The sequence below is a fragment of the Streptomyces arenae genome (assembly GCF_022343545.1).
GTDB classification, from domain to species: domain Bacteria; phylum Actinomycetota; class Actinomycetes; order Streptomycetales; family Streptomycetaceae; genus Streptomyces; species Streptomyces humi.
Genome location: NZ_JAKQYH010000069.1, coordinates 192016 through 211090, shown reverse-complemented (window position 1 = coordinate 211090; position 19075 = coordinate 192016). Strand labels below are relative to the sequence as shown.

The 19075-nt window shown below is 72.8% G+C and carries 17 protein-coding genes; 9 read left to right on the top strand and 8 right to left on the bottom strand.

The window, feature by feature from the left end:
• Window positions 1-20 precede the first annotated feature (20 nt).
• Window positions 21-542: a hypothetical protein gene (locus MB828_RS32585; protein ID WP_301651319.1), complete on the top strand. Its 522-nt coding sequence runs from the start codon at window positions 21-23 to the stop codon at window positions 540-542.
• 21 nt (window positions 543-563) lie between these two features.
• Here MB828_RS32585 and MB828_RS32580 read toward each other — a convergent pair whose 3' ends face one another.
• Window positions 564-1505, bottom strand: a complete 942-nt coding sequence (locus MB828_RS32580) for an amidohydrolase family protein (RefSeq protein ID WP_133024136.1) — start codon at window positions 1503-1505, stop codon at window positions 564-566.
• A gap of 61 nt (window positions 1506-1566) precedes the next feature.
• Window positions 1567-1830 (bottom strand): DUF2630 family protein, encoded by a 264-nt coding sequence (locus MB828_RS32575; protein ID WP_301651318.1) that lies wholly within the window; start codon window positions 1828-1830, stop codon window positions 1567-1569.
• A gap of 196 nt (window positions 1831-2026) precedes the next feature.
• Here MB828_RS32575 and MB828_RS32570 point away from each other — a divergent pair, with 196 nt between their 5' ends.
• The gene (locus MB828_RS32570; RefSeq protein ID WP_301651317.1) at window positions 2027-3799 is read left to right on the top strand and encodes an ABC transporter ATP-binding protein; all 1773 of its coding nucleotides are present in this window, start codon (window positions 2027-2029) and stop codon (window positions 3797-3799) included.
• A 7-nt stretch (window positions 3800-3806) separates the two neighbouring features.
• Here the strand turns inward: MB828_RS32570 and MB828_RS32565 are convergent, their stop codons facing one another.
• Together MB828_RS32565 and MB828_RS32560 are read right to left on the bottom strand one after the other, a co-directional pair.
• Window positions 3807-5234: an MFS transporter gene (locus MB828_RS32565; RefSeq protein ID WP_301651316.1), complete on the bottom strand. Its 1428-nt coding sequence runs from the start codon at window positions 5232-5234 to the stop codon at window positions 3807-3809.
• A gap of 157 nt (window positions 5235-5391) precedes the next feature.
• Window positions 5392-5787: a hypothetical protein gene (locus MB828_RS32560; RefSeq protein WP_301651315.1), complete on the bottom strand. Its 396-nt coding sequence runs from the start codon at window positions 5785-5787 to the stop codon at window positions 5392-5394.
• A 343-nt stretch (window positions 5788-6130) separates the two neighbouring features.
• Here MB828_RS32560 and MB828_RS32555 point away from each other — a divergent pair, with 343 nt between their 5' ends.
• Window positions 6131-9151, top strand: a complete 3021-nt coding sequence (locus tag MB828_RS32555) for a glycosyl hydrolase (protein ID WP_301651314.1) — start codon at window positions 6131-6133, stop codon at window positions 9149-9151.
• Between the two features lie 21 nt (window positions 9152-9172).
• The gene (locus MB828_RS32550; protein WP_301651313.1) at window positions 9173-9691 is read left to right on the top strand and encodes an adenylate kinase; all 519 of its coding nucleotides are present in this window, start codon (window positions 9173-9175) and stop codon (window positions 9689-9691) included.
• A 235-nt stretch (window positions 9692-9926) separates the two neighbouring features.
• Here MB828_RS32550 and MB828_RS32545 read toward each other — a convergent pair whose 3' ends face one another.
• Both MB828_RS32545 and MB828_RS32540 read right to left on the bottom strand, forming a co-directional pair.
• The gene (locus MB828_RS32545; protein WP_301651312.1) at window positions 9927-11984 is read right to left on the bottom strand and encodes a CASTOR/POLLUX-related putative ion channel; all 2058 of its coding nucleotides are present in this window, start codon (window positions 11982-11984) and stop codon (window positions 9927-9929) included.
• 138 nt (window positions 11985-12122) lie between these two features.
• Window positions 12123-12704 (bottom strand): TetR/AcrR family transcriptional regulator, encoded by a 582-nt coding sequence (locus tag MB828_RS32540; protein ID WP_133024129.1) that lies wholly within the window; start codon window positions 12702-12704, stop codon window positions 12123-12125.
• A gap of 126 nt (window positions 12705-12830) precedes the next feature.
• On the opposite strand from MB828_RS32540, the gene MB828_RS32535 reads away from it, so the two are divergent.
• Window positions 12831-14027: an MFS transporter gene (locus tag MB828_RS32535; protein ID WP_301651311.1), complete on the top strand. Its 1197-nt coding sequence runs from the start codon at window positions 12831-12833 to the stop codon at window positions 14025-14027.
• A gap of 171 nt (window positions 14028-14198) precedes the next feature.
• On the opposite strand, the gene MB828_RS32530 is transcribed toward MB828_RS32535, so the two are convergent.
• A complete protein-coding gene (locus tag MB828_RS32530) occupies window positions 14199-14861 on the bottom strand; it encodes an amidohydrolase family protein (RefSeq protein WP_301651310.1) in 663 nt (220 codons plus the stop codon).
• Here MB828_RS32530 and MB828_RS32525 point away from each other — a divergent pair.
• The 3 genes from MB828_RS32525 (at window position 14743) to MB828_RS32515 (ending at window position 17450) form a co-directional block, all read left to right on the top strand.
• Complete coding sequence (locus tag MB828_RS32525; RefSeq protein WP_343236221.1) at window positions 14743-15027, top strand: hypothetical protein; 285 nt, start codon at window positions 14743-14745, stop codon at window positions 15025-15027. The two genes, MB828_RS32530 and MB828_RS32525, sit on opposite strands and share 119 nt — an antisense overlap.
• 62 nt (window positions 15028-15089) lie before the next feature.
• On the top strand, window positions 15090-15590 hold the full coding sequence (locus tag MB828_RS32520) for a MarR family winged helix-turn-helix transcriptional regulator (RefSeq protein WP_430381457.1): 501 nt from the start codon (window positions 15090-15092) through the stop codon (window positions 15588-15590).
• 138 nt (window positions 15591-15728) lie between these two features.
• A complete protein-coding gene (locus MB828_RS32515) occupies window positions 15729-17450 on the top strand; it encodes an MFS transporter (protein WP_301651309.1) in 1722 nt (573 codons plus the stop codon).
• Window positions 17451-17511: 61 nt separating this feature from the next.
• On the opposite strand, the gene MB828_RS32510 is transcribed toward MB828_RS32515, so the two are convergent.
• The gene (locus MB828_RS32510) at window positions 17512-18075 is read right to left on the bottom strand and encodes a TetR/AcrR family transcriptional regulator (RefSeq protein ID WP_301651308.1); all 564 of its coding nucleotides are present in this window, start codon (window positions 18073-18075) and stop codon (window positions 17512-17514) included.
• An 85-nt stretch (window positions 18076-18160) separates the two neighbouring features.
• Between MB828_RS32510 and MB828_RS32505 the strand changes: the two genes are divergently transcribed.
• The gene (locus tag MB828_RS32505) at window positions 18161-19075 is read left to right on the top strand and encodes an SDR family oxidoreductase (protein WP_301651307.1); all 915 of its coding nucleotides are present in this window, start codon (window positions 18161-18163) and stop codon (window positions 19073-19075) included.

Sequence of the window (19075 nt, the reverse complement as noted above, 5' to 3'; positions counted from 1 at the left end):
GGCCGTGGGGGTGTGTTTGAATGCCCGTCATGGACGGCTCCGCCCGCATCTGGATCGGCTCGATCCCCTCGCTGGACCCGGACACCCGAGAGGTGGTCCTGGACCTCGACCGCACGTCCGCCGACCCGGCCGAGCGCATGGTCTGCGTCCTGCTGAACCGGGGGCACGAGGGCGAGGAGGGGGTGTTCCACCTGCTGCCCGAGGACCTCTCGGCCCGCTACGAGCGGACGGGCGACCGGCTCCGGGTCTCCCTGCTGGCCCACCGTGACGTCCTCGCCGAGGATCTGACGTCCTACCGGGACGATCTGCGGGCGCATCTCGACGGACTCCCCCGCGACCCCTTCGACGACGACCGGGTCGTGCTGGTGAGCCGTGCGGCCGTCACCGACTTCGTGCCCGCCGAGCGGGACGGCTTCCAGCAGCCCGTCGTGCTGATCGACCACACCGGCGGGCCGGCCGGCCTGATGGAACTGGTCGCCCTGTTCGAGAAGCAGGAGGCGGGCGTCATCGTCGTCGCCGCGCCCGCCCCTCCGCGGGCCTGACCGCCACCGGCCGGCGCCCGGTCATATTCCGAACAGCCGGGCCGCGTTGTCGTGGCACACCGCGCGCAGCCAGTCCGGCCCCAGGTCGAGGCGTTCCAGGGCGTGCAGCTGGTGCACGTACGGATAGGGGATGTTGGGGAAGTCGGTGCCGAGCAGGACACGGTCGCCCAGCGCGGCGATCCTCGGCAGGGCCCGGCGCGGGAACGGCATGAACCCCTCGGTGAAGTCGGTGAACGCCATCGTCGTGTCCAGCCGCACCTGCTCGTACCGCTCGGCGAGGCCGAGGAACTCCTCGTACTCGGGCATCCCGAGGTGGGCGACGATCAGCCGGAGCCGCGGGTGCCGGGCCAGCACCCGGGCGATCGGCCCGGGTCCGGTGTGCCTGCCCGGAACGGGTCCCGAGCCGCAGTGGACGACCACGGGAGTCCCGGTGTCGGCCAGCAACCCCCAGGTCTTGTCGAGGAGTTCGTCGGCCGGGTCGTACGCCCCCACCTGGACGTGCGCCTTGAACACCCGGGCGCCCGCCTCGACGGCCTCGCGGACGTAGGTCTCGACGCCGGGCTCGGGGAACAGCGTCGCGGTGTGCAGGCAGTCTGGGGTGCGGCGGGCGAAGTCGGCCGCCCACGCGTTCAGCCAGGCGGCCATGCCGGGCTTGTGCGGGTAGAGCATCGAGGTGAAGGCACGGACGCCGAACTCCCGGAGAATGGCCGCCCGTTCCGCCTCCGCCCTGCGGTAGGTGATCGGCCATCGGAGACCGCCGATCAGCGGCCCGTTGGTGTCGAAGTAGTTCCAGACCTTGTGCAGGACCCGCTCGGGCATGAAGTGCGTGTGGACGTCTACCAGTCCCGGGAGACCGAGCCGCTCCCGGAAGCGGCGGACCTCGGCCGACTCCTCCGCCGAGGCGCCGTCGCTCACGGGTGTGTGCCGGGCGGCGCCGGCCGGTGCCGATGGGTGATCGTTCATGCCACCCACGATCGGCGCCGGGGGCGCCCCGGGTCCAGCCCCTGTCGGCCGGGCGCGGTCCTCAGGACAGGTAGCCTTCCACCTCGGACGCCGGACGGACGTTCGCCCCGCCGGGGTCCTGCCCCGCGTCGGCCCTGGCCCGGCGCTGCCGCAGCAGGTCCCAGCACTGGTCCAGTTCGGCCTCCAGGCCGGCCAGGCGGGCATGCTCGGTCGGCTCGTCGATCTCCTGTCGCGCCAGCCGTTCCCGCAGGTCCTTCTCCTGGTTGATCATTTCCGTGATGTGGCCGAGGATCTTCCGCTCGGCCTCGGCCTCTGAACCTGACATGGCTGCCCCTCTCCGGACGACACGGCGAATCCCCCGTCTCCCCTCCCTACCTTCTCTCACCCGGGCCACAAACGCATCGGCCGACGGCCTCGGCACGGTGTACGGTGGCCCGCGGACCGGCAGAAAGCGGTTGCTACAGGTCAGGGCAGGGGCAGGGCACGTCCGGGCAGTCAGGAACACAGGAGGATGACCACCGATGGCGTCGACGTCGGAACGGCCGCTCGACCACCGCTACCGGGGCGAACACCCCGTCCGGACCCTCGCCTACCTGCTGCGCGCGGACCGCCGCAAGCTGGCGGCCGCGGTCGGTGTGTTCACCGTCAAACACAGTCCCATCTGGCTGCTGCCGCTGATCACCGCGTCCGTCGTGGACACGGTCGTCCAGCACGGACCGGTCTCCCGGCTGTGGACGTCCGTCGCCGTCATCATGGCGATCCTGCTGGTCAACTACCCACTGCACGTGCTGTACGTACGGCTCCTGTACGGCAGCGTCCGCCGGATGGGCACCACGCTGCGTTCGGCGTTGTGCACGCGGATGCAGCAGCTGTCCATCGGCTACCACTCCCGGGTCAGCGCGGGCGTGCTCCAGGCCAAGGTCGTACGGGACGTCGAGACGGTCGAGCAGATGGTCCAGCAGACCGCCGAGCAGGGGCTGGGCGCCCTGACGGTGCTGGCCGGCGGCCTGGTCATCATCGGTGTCCGCACGCCGGAGTTCCTGCCGGTCTTCCTCGTGGTGGTGCCCGCGGCGACCCTCCTCGTGGCCCGGCTGCGGGCGCGGCTGCGGACCCACAACGAGCATTTCCGGCACGAGGTGGAGACGCTGTCCTCACGGGTGACCGAGATGACGCGGCTCATCCCGGTCACCCGCGCCCACGGCCTGGAGGGCAAGGCGCTGCGCCGGATGGACGGCACCCTGAGCCGGCTGCTCACCTCGGGGATGCGCCTGGACCTGGTCAACGGCCGCTTCGGCTCGCTGGCCTGGGTGGTCCTGAACGTGATCGGCGTCGCGGTGCTGGCCGCCGCCGCGCTGGTGTCGTACTACGGCGTGTGGGGTGTCACGCCCGGCGACGTCGTCATGCTCAGTGCGTTCCTGACCACGCTCACCAACTCCACGACGACGCTGACGAGTCTGGCGCCGGTCATCACCAAGGGCCTGGAGTCGGTGCGTTCGGTGGGCGAGGTGCTCCAGGCGCCCGAACTGGAGGACAACGAGGGCCGGGAGCAGGTCACCGCCGTCCGTGGCGCGGTCACCTTCGAGCGGGTCGGCTTCGGCTACGAGGACGGCGGACGCCCGGCCGTGGCGGAGTTCAGCCTCGACGTGGTCCCCGGCGAGACGGTCGCCCTGGTGGGCGCCTCGGGGGCCGGCAAGTCCACCGTGCTCAACCTCGTGATCGGGTTCATCCGTCCCACCTCAGGGCGGCTGCTCCTGGACGGCACCGACATGAGCGGTCTCGACCTGCGCACCTACCGGCGGTTCGTGTCGGTCGTGCCGCAGGAGTCGATCCTCTTCGACGGCACGGTCCGGGAGAACGTCGCCTACGGCATGGAGGACGAGGCCGACGAGGAGGCGGTGCGGACGGCTCTGCGGGACGCCAACGCCCTGGAGTTCGTGGACCAGTTGCCGCACGGCCTGGACACCGTGGTCGGCGAGCGCGGTGCCCGGCTCTCCGGTGGCCAGCGGCAACGCCTCGCCATCGCGCGGGCGTTGATCCGGGACCCGCGCGTGCTGGTGCTGGACGAGGCCACCTCGGCGCTCGACACCCGCTCCGAGGCGCTCGTGCAGCAGGCGCTGGCCCGCCTGCTGCACGGCCGTACGACGTTCGTGGTGGCCCACCGGCTGTCCACCGTGCGGGGTGCGGACCGCATCGTGGTGATGGACGAGGGCCGGATCCGCGAGATCGGCACGCACGAGGAACTGCTGCGCCGGGGTGGCGCCTACACGGCGCTGCACGGCGGCCAGGCGGCCTGACGGGAGGTCAGTGCCGGGCCGTGGCCTGCGCCGGACCGCCGGCGGGTGCGGGGTCGGCGGCAGGGGCGAGGTCGGGGTCGTCGTCCAGGGAGACGTTCTTGGTCTCCTTGGAGAGGAGCAGCGCGACCAGGGTCAGGACGGCCATCGCGGAGAGGTAGACGCCGACCAGCCAGGGCGAGCCGTCGCCGGCCTTCCAGAGGGCGACCGCGATGAACGGGGCGACGGCGGCACCGAGGATCGAGCTGACGTTGTACGAGACGCCGGACCCGGTGTAGCGCACGCTCGTCGGGAAGAGTTCGGGCAGCAGCGCGCCCATCGGCCCGAAGGTCATGCCCATCAGGGTGAAGCCGAACACCAGCCACAGCACGACGCCGGGCGTGCCCAGGCCTATCAGCGGCACCCAGAGCAGCCCGAACACCACGATCGCGGCCGTGATCCAGATCAGGGTGGTGCGCCGGCCGTACCGGTCGGCGAGCGGGCCGGAGACGAGGGTGAACACGGCGAAGAACAGCACACCGAAGATCATCATCAGGACGAACGTCGTGTAGCCGTAGCCCAGTCCGGGCACGGCCGCGTCCTTGGCGGTGCGGCCGTAGCTCAGCGAGAACGTGGTCATCAGGTAGAACAGCACGTAGGTCGCCAGCATGATGAAGGTGCCGAGGATCAGCTGCTTCCAGTGGCCCCGGACCACGGTCGCCAGCGGCAGTTTCCGCACCTTCCCGGCCTCACGCGTCCTGGCGAACACGGTCGACTCCACGAGCCGGGAGCGCACCCACAGGCCGATGGCGACCATCACGGCGGAGAACAGGAACGGGATGCGCCAGCCCCAGTCGGTGAAGGCCTGGGAGGGCTGGGTGGGGTCGGATCCGGCCGTGGACGGCAGCAGGGCGCCCATCACGAGGAACAGGCCGTTGCCGACGATGAAGCCGAGCGGCGCGCCGAGCTGCGGGAAGGTGCCGTACAGGGCGCGCTTGCCGGTGGGGGCGTTCTCGGTGGCGACCAGCGCCGCGCCGCTCCACTCGCCGCCGAGCGCGAAGCCCTGGGCGAGCCGCGCGACGACGAGCAGCGCGGTGGCGGTCCAGCCTGCCTGCGCGTAGGTGGGCAGCACCCCGATGAGGAAGGTGGCGACGCCCATCGTCAGCAGCGAGGCCACCAGCGTCTTCTTGCGGCCGAGCCGGTCTCCGAGGTGGCCGAAGAAGACGGCCCCGACCGGGCGGGCCACCATGGCGGCGCCGAAGACCGCGAACGACGACAGCAGGGCGGTGGTCGGGTCGCCCGCCGGGAAGAAGAGGGAGGGGAAGACCAGGACCGCGGCGGTCGCGTAGATGTAGAAGTCGTAGAACTCGATGGTGGTGCCGATGAGGCTGGCCATCAGGACCCGGGACCGCGGATTGACGGGTGCCTGGGGGGTGGGGCCGGTGGCTGGTGCGGGCATCGCTGGGTCTTTCGCGCGAGGTGCAGATCGGTCGTGGGACCCGCACGGAGCGCGCACCCCCCTCGCGACAGGACGGCGTTACATGTACGAGCCATGTAAACGATCTCAAGCCGTCTTGGTTATCGGAAATCGGATACCACCATGTGAGACGAGCGGGCTAGCAGTGGGGCAGCAGGTTGACGTCGTACCTGAAGCCGTACGGGTCGAGGTTCACGTCGCTCACATACACGTTCCGGTTGCCCAGGTCGTCGTCCGTGCGGAGCCACACCGAGCTCGTGTGGCCGTTGCCCGAGTAGGTGAGGCCGTACGTGTAGCAGAAGAAGTAGCTCTGGCCCGCGTACAACGTGCCGGCGTGCGACTCGTTGTGCCAGTCGGGGGTCCAGTGGCTCCACTGGTCGACCACCGTGTTCAGGTAGACCAGCGAGGCAGCCTGACCCGCTGCCGCCGGGGCCGCCGGTTCCGGCTGGTAGGCCGCCGCCTCGGAGGCGCCGGCGAGCAGTCCGGCCGTCGCCAGTACGGCGAGGAGTCCGCTTCGTATCGTTCGCGTGGGCATGGGTTCGTCTCCCCCTGTTCGTCGCCGCGGTGACGAGGCCCGTCCCGCCGGCGGTCGGTCTGGTGGGCAAGAACCTAGGTACCGCCCGCAGGGGCCGCCAGCTTTTCGAAGCAGGCCGAAACGTCGCGGACCGCAGCGGCCTGGCCGGACCCGCGGGCGCGGACCAGGAGGTACAGGAGAGGGCGCGCGGGGCAACTCGCGAGTCATGGCGCCCGATTGAATCGTTGTCGTGACTATTGACCTCACCTCAGGGTCCGGATTACGGTTCCCGCGCCCATGGTGATTGAAACGATTCACACCATGGCTCGTCCGTGACCACCCTTGGACCACGTGGGGTTGAACCATGCTCGAATCCTCCTCTCGGCGCGGCGGCGTGACCCGTCGGTCGGTGCTCGCGGCCGGGCTGTCTGCCGGTGCGCTCGCCGCTCTCGGACCGGCGGCGGGCGCCGTCGCCGCCCCCGGCGGTGCCGTCGCCGCCGGAGCCGCGTCCGCCGCGGACTGGTTCAGCGGACCGGCGAGAGCCGTCCGGCCGAGATTCCGCTGGTGGTGGCCGGACGGACTGGTGGACCCGGCCGAGATCGTCCGGGAGATCGACCAGATGGCCGACGCCGGCTTCGGCGGCGCCGAGATCGCGGCCGTGCACCACAGCATCACCGACACCTCCGTGCTGGACACCGCCCACCACGGCTGGGGAGGCGCCGCCTGGCGCGACGGCGTGAAGGCCGCGCTGCGCCAGGCGGCCCGGCGCGGACTGACCGTCGACCTCACCCTCGGCCCGAGCTGGCCGGTCGCCGTCCCGGGCGTCACCCCGGACGACGACGCTGCGGTCAAGGAACTCGCTTACGGCAAGGTCACGTTGACGGGCGGCACCGGCTACGACGGACCGGTGCCCGCCCCGGTCTACGCGGCCCCCTCCTCGGTGACGGTCCAGAAGCTGTTCGCGGTACAGGCCGCCCGCGTCAACACCGCCTACTCCAGCGGCAAGGCGACCGGCCTCGACGCCGACAGCGTCACCGATCTCACGGCCCAGGTGTCCGAGGGGAAGCTGGCGTGGACCCCGCCGGACACGGCGACCTGGGTGATCCTCTCCTACTGGCAGCGGGGTTCGGGCCAGCAGCCCGAGGCGGGACCGCACTCCTCCCCCGCCGCGTACGTCGTGGACCACTTCAGCGCGGCGGGCACCGCGGCCGTCACCCGCTACTGGGACCGCGAGATCCTCGACACGACCCTGCGCGGCCTGCTCCGGGCGGCGGGCGGCACCTTCTTCGAGGACTCCGTCGAACTGGAGACGAAGGGGCTGCAGTGGACGCCCGCGCTCCCGGACGCGTTCCGCGCGCACACCGGGCGCGACCTGCTGCCGTACCTGCCGGCCGTCGTCCTCGACAACGGCAACCAGATCTTCGCCTTCGAGGCACGGCTGACCCAGGAGATCCGGCACGACTTCTGGGAGACCGTGTCGAACCTGTTCAACGAGCACCATCTCAAGGCGCTGCGGGACTGGGCGCACGGGCACGGCATGAAGCTCCGCTCACAGCCGTACGGCCTCCAGACCGACGCCATCGCGTCGGCGGCCGTCCTCGACGTCCCGGAGGGCGAGTCGCTCGGCTTCAAGAACCTGGACGACTACCGCTGCCTGGCCGGCGGCCGTGACATGGCGGGACACCGCGTCCTGTCCTGCGAGGCGGGCGCCTACGCGGGCGGCGCGTACAACACGACCTGGGACAAGTTCCTGCGCACCATGGGCGGCGCGTACGCGGCGGGCGTCAACCAGACCGTGCTCCACGGCTTCTCCTACGCGACCGCGCCGGGCGTCGCCTGGCCCGGTTTCGCCGCGTTCAGCCCCTACAACGGTGCGGTCGGGTACGGCGAGTCGTGGGGACCGCGACAGCCCACCTGGCGGCACGTCCCGGACATCGCCGGGTATCTCGGCCGGGTGCACCAGGTCCTCCAGTCCGGCACCGTCCGCGCCGACGTCGCCGTCTTCCGGCAGACCGGCTACACCGCGACCGGCATCGGCGCGTCCTGGCTGACCTCGACCGGTGTCCCGCTGGGCTGGACCCACCAGTTCCTCAGCGGGCCGCTCCTGGACCTGCCCTCGGCCACGGTGTCCGGGGGCCGGCTCGCGCCCGACGGGCCCGCCTACAAGGCGCTGTTCCTCGAAGGCGACTTCTTCTACGGTTCCACCCCGACGCTGGCCGTGGCCGACGCCCGCAGGCTGCTCGCGTTCGCCCGCGCCGGGCTGCCCACCGTACTGTTCGGCGCCTTCGACCAGGCCCTCACCCCGGGTCTCCCCGACACCGGCGAGACCGCCGAACTGCGCGCCCTCACCGCCCAGTTGCTGGCGCTGCCGAACGTCCGCCAGGTCACCGACAAGACCCTGGTCGGCGCGGCGTTCGCGGACCTCGGCGTGACACCCGACGTCGCCTACGGTGCGTCCTCGACCCTCCTCAACGCACACCGGGCGACCGACGACGCCGACTTCTACTACTTCTGCGACGGCAAGCACGCCGAGACCGTCAAGCCGCCGGTGGCCGCCGTCGACCACGACGTGACCGTGCGCTGCACCCGGCGCTCGGGCGCCGGTACGGTCCCCTACCTGCTGGATCCCTGGAGCGGACGGATCACGCGGCTCGCCCGGTACAGCCAGGACGGCGACGCGTTCACGTTCCGGGTGGCGCTCCAGCCCGGTGAGACGCTCATCGTCGCGCTGGCACGGCCCGCCGCCTTCGGGGACCGTACCGGAGCACGTCCGCACGCGGTGTCGTCCGAGGCGGACAGCGTGCTCTTCGCGGAGGGTTCGCTCGCCGTGCGCGCGGCGACGGCCGGCACGTACGCCACCACCCTGTCGAACGGCCGCACGGTGACCACGAGGATCCCCGAGGTGCCCGCGCCCGTCACCCTCGACCGGTGGACCCTCACCGTCGACGACTGGCGGCCCGGCGCCGACGCCACCAGCACCGAAGTCGTGGGCCACACCCTCGCCCTCGACGCGCTGCTGCCCTGGTCGCAGATCCCGGAACTGGCCGACGTCGGCGGCATCGGCCGCTACCGGACGACCGTGACCCTGCCGGAGACCTGGAGCGCGTCGACGGGTGCCGTACTGCGGCTCGGCAGTGTCGCCGACACCTGCCGGGTCACCGTGAACGGCACCCGACTCGACCCCGTGGACCGCCTCAACCCCGAGGTGGACCTGGGCGGTTCGCTCCGCCCCGGCGCCAACACGGTCGAGGTGGAGGTCGCCACCCCCCTGTTCAACCGGCTGCGGGTCAGCAACCCGGCCGTGTTCGGGGCGGCGGCACGCCAGGCGTACGGTCTGCTCGGCCCGGTCCGGCTGGTCCCCTACGTCCAGCGGGCGGTGGCCTGACCCCGGATAGGGTGATCGCTCGTGGAACGGATCCTGGTGGTGGGTGTGACCGGCGCGGGCAAGTCGGCGCTCGCGCGGGCCCTGAGCGGCCGGCTGGGCCTGCCGTACCACGAGCTGGACGCACTGTACTTCGACGGCCCCGGCTGGGCGGTCAACGGCTCCTTCGCCGAGGAGGTGTCGCGGTTCAGCGCCCGGCCACGCTGGATCGTGGACTCGCTCGGCTATCCGGAGGTCCGCGATCTGCTGTGGGCGCGGGCCGACGCGGTGGTGTGGCTGGACTATCCCCGGCACGTCGTCATGCCCCGGGTGGTGCGCCGGTCCCTGCGGCGCTCCGCCCGGCGGGAGGTGCTGTTCGGCGGCAACAGGGAGACCTGGGGTGGATGGCTGAGCCGGGAGCACCCGGTGTGGTGGTCCTGGGCCCAGCACGCGGGCCGTCGCGAGGAGATCGCGCGGCGCACCCGGGACCCGCGCTTCGCGCCGCTGGACACCCACCGCTTCAGCCGGCCGGCGGAGACCGCGGCGTGGCTGGCGGCGCTCTGAGAGCGACCGCGGCGGACCGCCCACGTCGGCAACGCAAAGGGCCCGTCCGGTTGCGGACGGGCCCTTTCGCGGAGCGCCGGGCAGGCCTTGCACCTGCATCTCCCCGCAGGAAGCGGGGCGTCTTTCCTTGGACCACCAACGCGACACCGGGCGCCGGGACTTCACGGCGACCAGCTCGTGATCAATACTACCGCATCCGATCACTCCCTCATGCCGGCCCCCTCATGACGGCTCCTCATGCCGGCCGTTCACCACGGCCCTCACCGCGGATCTGCGGACCGGCAGTGCTTCCGGGGATCTGGCCGGGTCTCTGGGCTGGCAGGAGGTCGGCTTCGTGGCCGGGGCCCGCCGTCAGCACGAGGATCCGGTCCTCGGTTCGCCACACGCGCCGTTCCGCCTTGCCGGGGCAGAGCAGGACGCCGTCGTACGGGCGGGCCGCCCGCGGGTCGTGGGCGTGGTAGCCGATCGCACACTCGCCGCGCTCCAGCGCCGCCGCGACGACCGTGGCGAACGCGGCCTCGTGGCCGGGCAGTACGTAGTGGGCGGCCGGCCGCAGGGCCAGTGCCCCGCCGCGGACGGCGAAGATCTCCTCGAAGACGGCGGCGAGTTCGGGGTTCTGCGCGATCTGCGCCATCAGCAGGGCGGTGAGTTCACCCCGGACGACGGCGTGGGAGGCGGGACCGAGCGGAGCGACGGTACGGCCCCGGTGGTCGCGCAGCTCGGCCACCACGGGCAGCACCCGGCCGGTCAGTTCCTCCCAGGAGCGCAGGGTCAGCAGGGCCAGCAGGGTCCGCTCGTCGGACCGTTCGGAGCCCGTCCCCTGGTCCGTACGGTCCGCGCCCAGGGCGATGACACTGTCGTAGGCGGCGAGGTCGAGGTCGTTCAGGGCCTCGGGAGCGGCCAGGTCGCGGACGTGGTGGGTGACGGTGAGCCGTGCGTCATGGGGCGGGCCGGGTGACCGGGGCGAGCCGTGGCCCGCGGGGTCGGGCGCCGTGTCGGTGATCACGTCGAGGACCGAGCCGGGCCGCGCGGTCCTGCGCAGGGCGTCCACGATCAGCGGGGCCCGGCGGTTCCAGCCGAGCAGCAGCAGCCGTGCGGGCGGCTCGGGGAGGGGCGCGGGCGGGGCCAGGGCCGCGGTGTCGACGCGCGCCCAGCGGTCCGTGAGGGGGGTGGTCCGGTCGTCGTGGGCGACGGTGACCAGCCGGTCGCCCGGCCCCAGCACGGTGTGCGGCGCGGGGGTGAGCAGCGGACGGCCGTCCGGGCGCAGGACGCCGACGACGCAGGACGTGTCCAGGCGCAGGGCCACCTCCTCGAAGGAGAGTCCCACCGCCTCCGGGACGTCGGTCACGTGGAACTCGGCTCCGGAGAAGTCGAGCAGGTCGCGCAGCGCAGCCGGCATCCCGGGGCGCCGCGCCGCCTGGACGAGGAGCCGTGCCGCGGTCCGGTCGGTCTCCAGGACGGTGCCGCGCGGTCCGGCGGCGAGCCGTGCGGCGGGCAGGTACCGGCCGTCGTGCACGGCGGCGATCACGCGTGGGGCGCCCGGCCCGTCGTCGGCACCGGGCAGGGCGCGCAGCGCCAACAGGGTGCGTACGACGGTGAGATCGCCGTCGGGCTCGTCGGCGGGCAGCACCACCACCGCCCTGGCCGCGCCCGGGGTGACCAGGGCCAGCGCGTCGGGATCGGTGGGCACGCCGGTGCGGCAGACGAGACGGACACGGTCGGTGCCGCCCAGGGCGGCCGTGAGCGCGGCCTCCATGTGCGCGGGGTCACGGTCGGCGAGCACGGTGACGACGTGCCGGCCGCCGCCGGACCGGCCGCCCGCGGATCCGCCGGCTCCGGCGCGTCCTTCGGTCAGTTCGGCGACCACGGTGAAGATCTGGTCGGTCCAGCCGAGCACCACGTCGTGATCGCGTTCCAGGACCCGCGAGCGGCCGCGCCGGAGTTCGGCGAGCCGGTCGCCGAGGCCGGTGGTGACGACTCCGACGACCGTCGACACGCACAGCAGGGCGATGAGGCCGAGCAGGACGGACAGCAGCATCCGCGCCGGGGTGCCGGCCACCGCGCCGAGCCGCAGCGTCTCCGCGCTGGTGCGCCACACCTGGGTGAGCCGGCCGGAGAAGGAGCGCGGGGCGGCCGGGTCCGTCCACACCAGCAGCGTGCTGACGGGCACGACGACCGCCAGGCAGCACACGGCGAGCCAGCCGAGCAGAGTGCCCGTGCTGCGGGCGAGCGTCCTGTCGAACAGGTACCGCGCCCGGTGCCGTAACGGGGTCCGCTCATGCCCTCGTGCCACATCCGCCCCCTGGTCTCCGCGCTCTCCGCATATGCCCCGGCGCGTTGCAGGGTGCCAGGCGCGCGGACCGCGACACGCCGTCCGACCGGGACGTTCATCCTTTCGGGCAGCCCGCGCGCCGGGGACCCGGTCACGGGTTCAGGCGCGGTCCGTGGAGAGGCGGGGTCCGGCCGTGACGATGGCGTGGACGGTCTCGGTGACCAGGCGTCGGTCCAGGGGGGCGTCGGCGAAGGCGCGGTGCATCGGCCAGCCCTCGATCAGCGCGTCGAGGGCGCGGGACACGCCGGGTGAGAAGTGCAGGGCGAGACTGTCCCTGCTGCGTTCGAGCCAGGTGCGGGTCGTGACCGAGACCGCCTCGTTGTGGTTGGCGTAGGCGTACATCTCGAAGATGAGGGTCATGTCGCGTTCCGTCGCGTAGGCCGGACCGCAGATCAGCTCGACGACGGCGGCCTCCGCCTCGGCGGGGGAGCCGGCGGACTGCAGCGTCTGCCGGTAGAGCCGGGACATGGTGTCCGACAGCCGGGCGAAGGCCTGGGCGAGCAGGTCGGCCATGCCGTCGAAGTAGTAGGTGAGCGAGCCCAGCGGGACGTCCGCCCGCGCCGCGATCTTCCGGTGGGTGGTGCTGTGCACACCGCACTCGGAGATCACGTCCAGGGCCGCATCGAGAATCCGCTCCTTGCGTCCGGGATCGTTCGGGATCTCTCGTCGTGTACCGCTCACGCCCTCAATGTGCCATGGGTTGCCTCCCCCGGAGTGTGTACAGACGTACAGACGAGTGTGTACGGTGCACAGACGAGTGTGTACGTTCGTACAGACTTGAGTACGATCCAGCTGGAGCCACCGCCCATGTCCCTTGATCCCGCCCGGCGCCGCACCGCCGTCTTCGTCCTGTTCTTCGCGCCAGGACTGACCATCTCCTCCTGGGTCACCCGCACCCCGGACGTGCGCGACCTGCTCGGCGCCTCGACCGCGCAGATGGGCCTGATCCTGTTCGGGCTCTCGGTCGGCTCGATGATCGGCATCCTGTGCTCGGGCACGGTCGTGGCCCGCTGGGGCGCCCGGCTCGTGATCCTCGCCGGCACGTCGGCCGTGGCCGCCGGTGCCGTGGTGGTCGGGGCCGGGGCCGCCGCCGGTTCGGGGATCACCGTCGCGCTGGGCCTCGCACTGTTCGGCCTCGGCATGGGCGGCGGCGAGGTCGCCCTCAACGTCGAGGGCGCCGAGGTGGAGCGGCTGCTCGGCCGGTCCACGCTGCCCGCGATGCACGGCTTCTTCAGCCTGGGCACGGTGCTGGGCGCGGTCGCCGGGATGTGTCTGACAGCCGTCGGCTTCCCGGTCCTCGTCCATCTGCTCGTCGTCGCCGCGGTGGTGCTCGGGGCGCTCGCCGTGGTCATCCGGCGGGTCCCGGCCGAGGTGGGCCGGCAGTCTTCCGGCGGCCGCCGGGAACCGGGCGCGGCGCGCCCCGCGGTGTGGAAGGATCCCGCGCTGCTGCTCATCGGCTGTGTCATCCTCGCGCTCGCCCTGGCCGAGGGCACCGCGAACGACTGGCTGCCGCTGGTCATGGTGGACGGGCACGGTTTCGACGCCGCGCTGGGCTCGGCCGTGTACGCGGTGTTCGCCGCCGCGATGACCGTGGGCCGCTTCGTGGGCGGGCGGTTCGTCGACCGGTTCGGGCGGGCGGCGGCGCTGTGCGGGAGCGCGCTCGTCGGGGCCGCCGGACTGGCCCTGGTGATCTTCGTCGACAACCAGGCGGTCGCGGCGGCCGCCGCAGTGCTGTGGGGTCTCGGGGCGTCGCTCGGGTTTCCCGTCGCGCTCTCCGCGGCGGGTGACTCCGGCACCGACACCGCCGCCCGTGTCGCGCTCGCCGCGACCGTCGGCTATGTCGCCTTCCTGGTGGGCCCGCCCTCGCTCGGCTACCTCGGTGAGCACTTCGGGCTGCGGCACGCGCTGATCCCGGTGCTCGTGCTGGTGCTGGCGGCCGCCTTCGCCACACCGGCCGCGCGCACGCGACGGGAGGCCCGCGACCCGGAACCGGCGGGCACCTGAGAACGGCGGCCATCCGAGACCGGCAGGCGCCTGAGACCGGCAGGCGCCTGGGACCGGCGGGCGCCTGGGACCGGCGGGCGCCCGGGGCCCGCTCCGGCGCGGCCCGTCAGTCCCTCCAGACCCGGTCGGCGTAGTCGAGGACGTTCCGGCCGAAGACCTTTCGCGCTCCTCTCATCGCCGGGCGTCCTTGTCGAACTCGGCGCGGGCGTGAGGGCGTCCGCGTCTGACGGTGAGGGTGATGCTGCGCAGGTTGCCGATGTCCTGGAGGGGGTTCTCGTCCAGGACCGCGAAGTCGGCGAGTTTCCCGGCCTCGACGCTGCCCATGTCCGCCTCGGTGCCGGCGGCCCGGGCGCCGACGAGGGTGGCCGAGCGCAGCACGTCGGCGGCGGGGACACCGCACCGCTCGACGAGGAAGGCGAGTTCGCCGTACAGGGCGGGGAAGGGGTCGCCGGGGTCGGTCTCGTGGTCGGTGCCCGTGCACACGTCCACCCCGGCCCGGTACGCCTGGCCGGTGACGGCGGCGGCCAGCTCGGCGTTGCGGGCGGCCCGTTCGGCGGACTCGGCGGTGTCGCCGCGGAGTTCGTCGCTGGTCCACATGGAGGCGGTGGCGTCCAGGACCGTACCGCGGCGGCGCATCTCGGCGAACAGGGCGGCCAGGTGCGGCTCGTCGCCCGCGGCGAAACAGGCGTGGTCCACGGGCGGTTTGGTCTTGTAGCTGGTCAGCGGCTCGGTCCGGGACGCCACCCTGTTCACCGAGTGGACCGGCGCGGCCACCGAGCCGCCGCCGGCCGGCGCCCACGAACTCCAGGACCTGGCCCCCGGACGGCACGTCACCCTCCTCGGCTCCGTCCTCGCCGGCGACCGGCCGGGCCGGGGCGGTGACACCCGGGCGCTCACCGTCTTCAAGTCCACCGGGCACGCGGCCCTGGACGTCGCGGCGGTCCGGGTGGCGTACGACGCGGCGCTGGCACGGGGGTCGGGAGTCCGCGTGGACCTGTGACGGCCACCGCGAGCGCCCCGCTTCGAGAAGCTCCCGCCCTCTTTGTTTCACAGTACATCTAGATGCATAATGCCGTTATGGACGACCGGGTGGAAGAACGGCAGGCCGACGGCGGACCGGACGGCGAGGCACCCGCCAGCGGGACGCCGGAACAACTGATGATCGCCGTCGAGCAGTTGGTACGGCATGTACGGCGCAGCGCCACCGCCGGCGGCCTGAGCACCGCGGCCTCCTCGGCGCTGGCCCGGCTGGGCCGGGAGGGCCCGCTGCGGCTGACCGACCTGGCCCGCGCCGAGGGCGTCTCGCAGCCCGGGACGACCCAGCTGGTGGGCCGGCTGGAACGGGCGGGACTGGTGGCGCGCACCGCCGACAGCACGGACGGCCGCGGCGTCCTCGTGGAGATCACCGCGACCGGCCTCGACGTCTTCCGGCAGCGGCGCGCCGAACGCGCGGACGCGCTGCGGGAACTGATCGAGGAACTGACCGAGCCCGAACAGCAGGCAGTACGGGTCGCCCTGCCCGCCCTCGCCCGCGCGATCGAGGAACGCCGGACCCGCGCCTGAGCCGCCACCGGGCCCCGTACCGGGACCGCTCCCCCGCGTAGCCCCGTCCGCCCCACCCACACCGTCCGCCCCACCCACGCCGGCCGTCCCGCTCATGCCATCCGTCCCGTCCGTCCGCATCCGGAGAGAGGACCGTCGATGAGTACACCGCACCAGAGGGCCGCGAGCCCGTTCAGCCAGCCGAAGGCCGTGTGGGCCGTGGCGTTCGCCTGCGTGATCTCCTTCATGGGCATCGGCCTCGTGGACCCGATCCTGCCCGCGCTGGCCACGAGCCTGCACGCCTCGCCCAGCCAGGTCTCGCTGCTGTTCAGCAGCTACCTGATCGTCACGGCGGTCGCCATGCTGATCGTCGGCTGGGTCTCCAGCCGGATCGGCGCCAAGCGCACCCTCGTCACCGGTCTCGCGGTCATCGTGGTGTTCGCGGCGCTCGCCGGCACCTCGGGCTCGATCAACGGCATCGTCGGTTTCCGGGCCGGGTGGGGGCTGGGCAACGCCCTGTTCATCGCCACCTCCCTGGCCGTCATCGTCGCCTCGGCGAGCGGCGGCTTCGCCGGCGCGATCATCCTCTACGAGACCGCCCTGGGCCTCGGCATAGCCGTCGGCCCCCTGCTGGGCGGCGAGTTGGGGGCCATCAGCTGGCGGGGTCCGTTCTTCGGCGTCGCCGTCCTGATGGCCGTCGCCCTCGTCGCCACCCTGGCGTTCGTGCCCGCGCTGCCCAGGCCGGAGCGCCGCACCTCGCCGCTGGCACCGATCGCGGCGCTGCGCCACCGCGGCCTGCTGACCATGGGGATCATGGCCCTGCTGTACAACTGGGGCTTCTTCACCATGCTCGGCTACGCGCCCTATCCGATGGAGCTGAACGCCCATCAGCTGGGTCTCGTCTTCACCGGATGGGGCCTGCTGGTGGCCGCGTTCAGCGTGTTCTTCGCACCGCGCCTCCAGGCCCGTTTCGGCACCGCCCCCGTGCTGTACGCCAACCTCGTCGGCCTCGGCGCGGTGATGGCCGTGATCGCCGCCGGGGTCGACACGCCCACGGTGGTCATCGTCGCCGTGATCGTGAGCGGTGTCTTCATCGGCATCAACAACACCCTCACCACGCAGGCGGTGATGGTGGTCTCGCCGGTGGAGCGTCCCGTCGCCTCCTCCGCGTACGGCTTCCTGCGGTTCATCGGCGGCGGCCTGGCCCCTTACGTGGCCGGGAAGCTCGCCGACGCCACCGACCTCAGCGTGCCGTTCTACCTGGGCGCGGGCACCTTCCTGCTCGCGATACCCGTGCTGGCGAGCGGGCACCGGCTGCTGCGGGAGGCGGAGTCCCGCCTCAGCGGCGGCGAGCCGGTCGCCCCGACCCTCACGCCCGTCGGCCGGCGGCTCGCGCCGGGTGCGGGACCGGTCGTGGTGGCCGTCGGGAACCACGAGCGGGCCGCCGCCATCGTCGACGCGGCCGCGCGGCTCGCCCGGGACACCGGCAGTCCGCTCGAGGTCGTCCACGTCCAGCGGACCGCCGTCGTGGAGGAGCAGGCGGCGGACACCGAGAGCGCCACCGAGGCCAGGGCCGCCGTGACCGCCCATCTGGACCGGCTCGCCGCGCAGGGGTTCGCCGCCACCGGTCAGGTCCTGGACAGCGTCGGCGACCATGCCGCCGCCGGACGGGTACTGGCCCGTCATGCCGCCGAGGCGCACGCCCGGGCCGTCGCCGTCGGACGTTCACCGCGCGGTCCGCTCGCCCAGTTCGCCGACGGCAGTCTCACCACGGCGCTCGCCCGTGCCGCGTCCTGCACGGTGGTCCTGGTCGACCCGGCCGACGCACCCGTCAGGCTGACCGAGTCCGCACTCGTCCGCCTGCGCGACAGCCGAGCCTGATCCGACGCCCCGGTCCGGGCCCGGCCCCGCACGGACGCGGGGCGGCCCGCCCCGGCGGCGGTCAGGATCCCGCGGCCACCCTGCCGAGTTCGTCCAGCAGGCCGCGCATGAGCGGAGCCATGTCGGTCTCCTCCGCCGCCCTGATCCACCGTTCGAAACCGACCTTGAAGACGGCCACCCCAGTCTCCGCGGTCAGGGTCGCGGTGGGTTCCGGCACCCCGCGGTCACGGAGGGCGCCGGCGAGGGCCGTCGCCAGCGCGGCGAGCTTGATCAGTTCGCGCTCCTGGAGTTCCTGGTGGGCGTCCACCACGGCCTGCCGGCGCAGGGCGTACTCGTGGCGGCCCTTGAACATGTCCGAAGCCGCGTCGAGTCCGGCGCCGACCACGTCGAGCAGTGCCGTGTCCGGCGCGGCCTCCGTCACGGCGGTCACGAACAGCTCCTGGAGCGGGGAGCCCGCGAAGAGCACCTCGCGTTTGTCGGCGTAGTGCCGGAAGAAGGTGCGTTCGGTGAGGCCCGCCTGCCGCGCGATCTGCGCCACGGTCGTCTGCTCGTACCCCTGCTCGCCGAAGAGCCGCAACGCCGCTTCCGCCAGGCGCTGACGCGCGTTCGGCTCCCATCTGCCCATGGCGGAATCCTACGTGATGGCAGTAACTGACATCAGGTGCTACCTTCGATGTCAGTCACTGTCATCAACAGTCAGGGGTCTCCCCATGCGTGTTTTCGTGACCGGTGCGTCCGGCTGGCTCGGCTCCGCCGTCGTACCCGAACTGCTCGACGCCGGGCACCAGGTGACCGGGCTGGCCCGCTCGGACGCCTCCGCCGCCGCGCTCACCGGTGCCGGCGCGGAGGTCGTCCGCGGCACCGTCGACGACCTGGACGTGCTGCGCACGGCGGCCGCCGCCTCGGACGGCGTCGTCCACCTCGCCTTCAAGCACGACATCGCCTTCAGCGGCGACTTCCGCGGGGCCGCCGAGGCGGACCGCCGTGTCGTGGACGCGTTCGGCGAGGTGCTGGCCGGTTCCGACCGGCCCCTCGTGATCGCCTCCGGTCTGCTCGGCCTCGCGCCCGGCCGGGTGGTCACCGAGCGGGACGTGCCCGCCGTCGACGGCTCACCGACCTCGGTACGGCAGGCCACCGCCCTGGCGACACTGGAGCTGGCCGGCCGCGGGGTGCGTTCCGCCGTGGTGCGCCTCGCTCCGACCTGCCACGGCGAGGGGGACAACGGGTTCATGGCGGCGCTGGTCGGCATCGCCCGGGAGCGGGGCGTCTCCGGCTACGTCGGCGACGGCGCCAACCGCTGGCCCGCCGCGCACCGGCTGGACGTCGGACGGCTGTTCCGGCTGGCCGTGGAGAAGGCACCCGCGGGTTCGGTGCTGCACGGAGCGGGCGAGGAGGGCGTCGCGATCCGTGACGTCGCCGAGGTGATCGGCCGGCAGCTGGGCGTGCCGGTGGTCTCGGTGCCGCCGGCCGACGCGGCCGGGCACTTCACCTGGCTCGGCGGCTTCATCGGCCTGGACAGCCCGGCCTCCAGCACGGTCACCCGGGAGCTGCTGGACTGGCGGCCGTCGCACCCGGGCCTGCTGGAGGACCTGGACAAGGGCCACTACTTCGGCCCGGCCGCCTGA

Excerpts from the sequence above, each read along its gene's own strand:
- MB828_RS32535 (WP_301651311.1), top strand. The coding sequence starts at position 12,831 with ATGTCCCTTGATCCCGCCCGGCGCCGCACCGCCGTCTTCGTCCTGTTC.
- MB828_RS32585 (WP_301651319.1), top strand. The coding sequence starts at position 21 with ATGCCCGTCATGGACGGCTCCGCCCGCATCTGGATCGGCTCGATCCCC.
- MB828_RS32565 (WP_301651316.1), bottom strand. The coding sequence starts at position 5,234 with ATGCCCGCACCAGCCACCGGCCCCACCCCCCAGGCACCCGTCAATCCG.
- MB828_RS32520 (WP_430381457.1), top strand. The coding sequence starts at position 15,090 with ATGCATAATGCCGTTATGGACGACCGGGTGGAAGAACGGCAGGCCGAC.
- MB828_RS32555 (WP_301651314.1), top strand. The coding sequence starts at position 6,131 with ATGCTCGAATCCTCCTCTCGGCGCGGCGGCGTGACCCGTCGGTCGGTG.
- MB828_RS32560 (WP_301651315.1), bottom strand. The coding sequence starts at position 5,787 with ATGCCCACGCGAACGATACGAAGCGGACTCCTCGCCGTACTGGCGACG.
- MB828_RS32510 (WP_301651308.1), bottom strand. The coding sequence starts at position 18,075 with ATGGGCAGATGGGAGCCGAACGCGCGTCAGCGCCTGGCGGAAGCGGCG.
- MB828_RS32505 (WP_301651307.1), top strand. The coding sequence starts at position 18,161 with ATGCGTGTTTTCGTGACCGGTGCGTCCGGCTGGCTCGGCTCCGCCGTC.
- MB828_RS32515 (WP_301651309.1), top strand. The coding sequence starts at position 15,729 with ATGAGTACACCGCACCAGAGGGCCGCGAGCCCGTTCAGCCAGCCGAAG.
- MB828_RS32575 (WP_301651318.1), bottom strand. The coding sequence starts at position 1,830 with ATGTCAGGTTCAGAGGCCGAGGCCGAGCGGAAGATCCTCGGCCACATC.
- MB828_RS32570 (WP_301651317.1), top strand. The coding sequence starts at position 2,027 with ATGGCGTCGACGTCGGAACGGCCGCTCGACCACCGCTACCGGGGCGAA.
- MB828_RS32580 (WP_133024136.1), bottom strand. The coding sequence starts at position 1,505 with ATGAACGATCACCCATCGGCACCGGCCGGCGCCGCCCGGCACACACCC.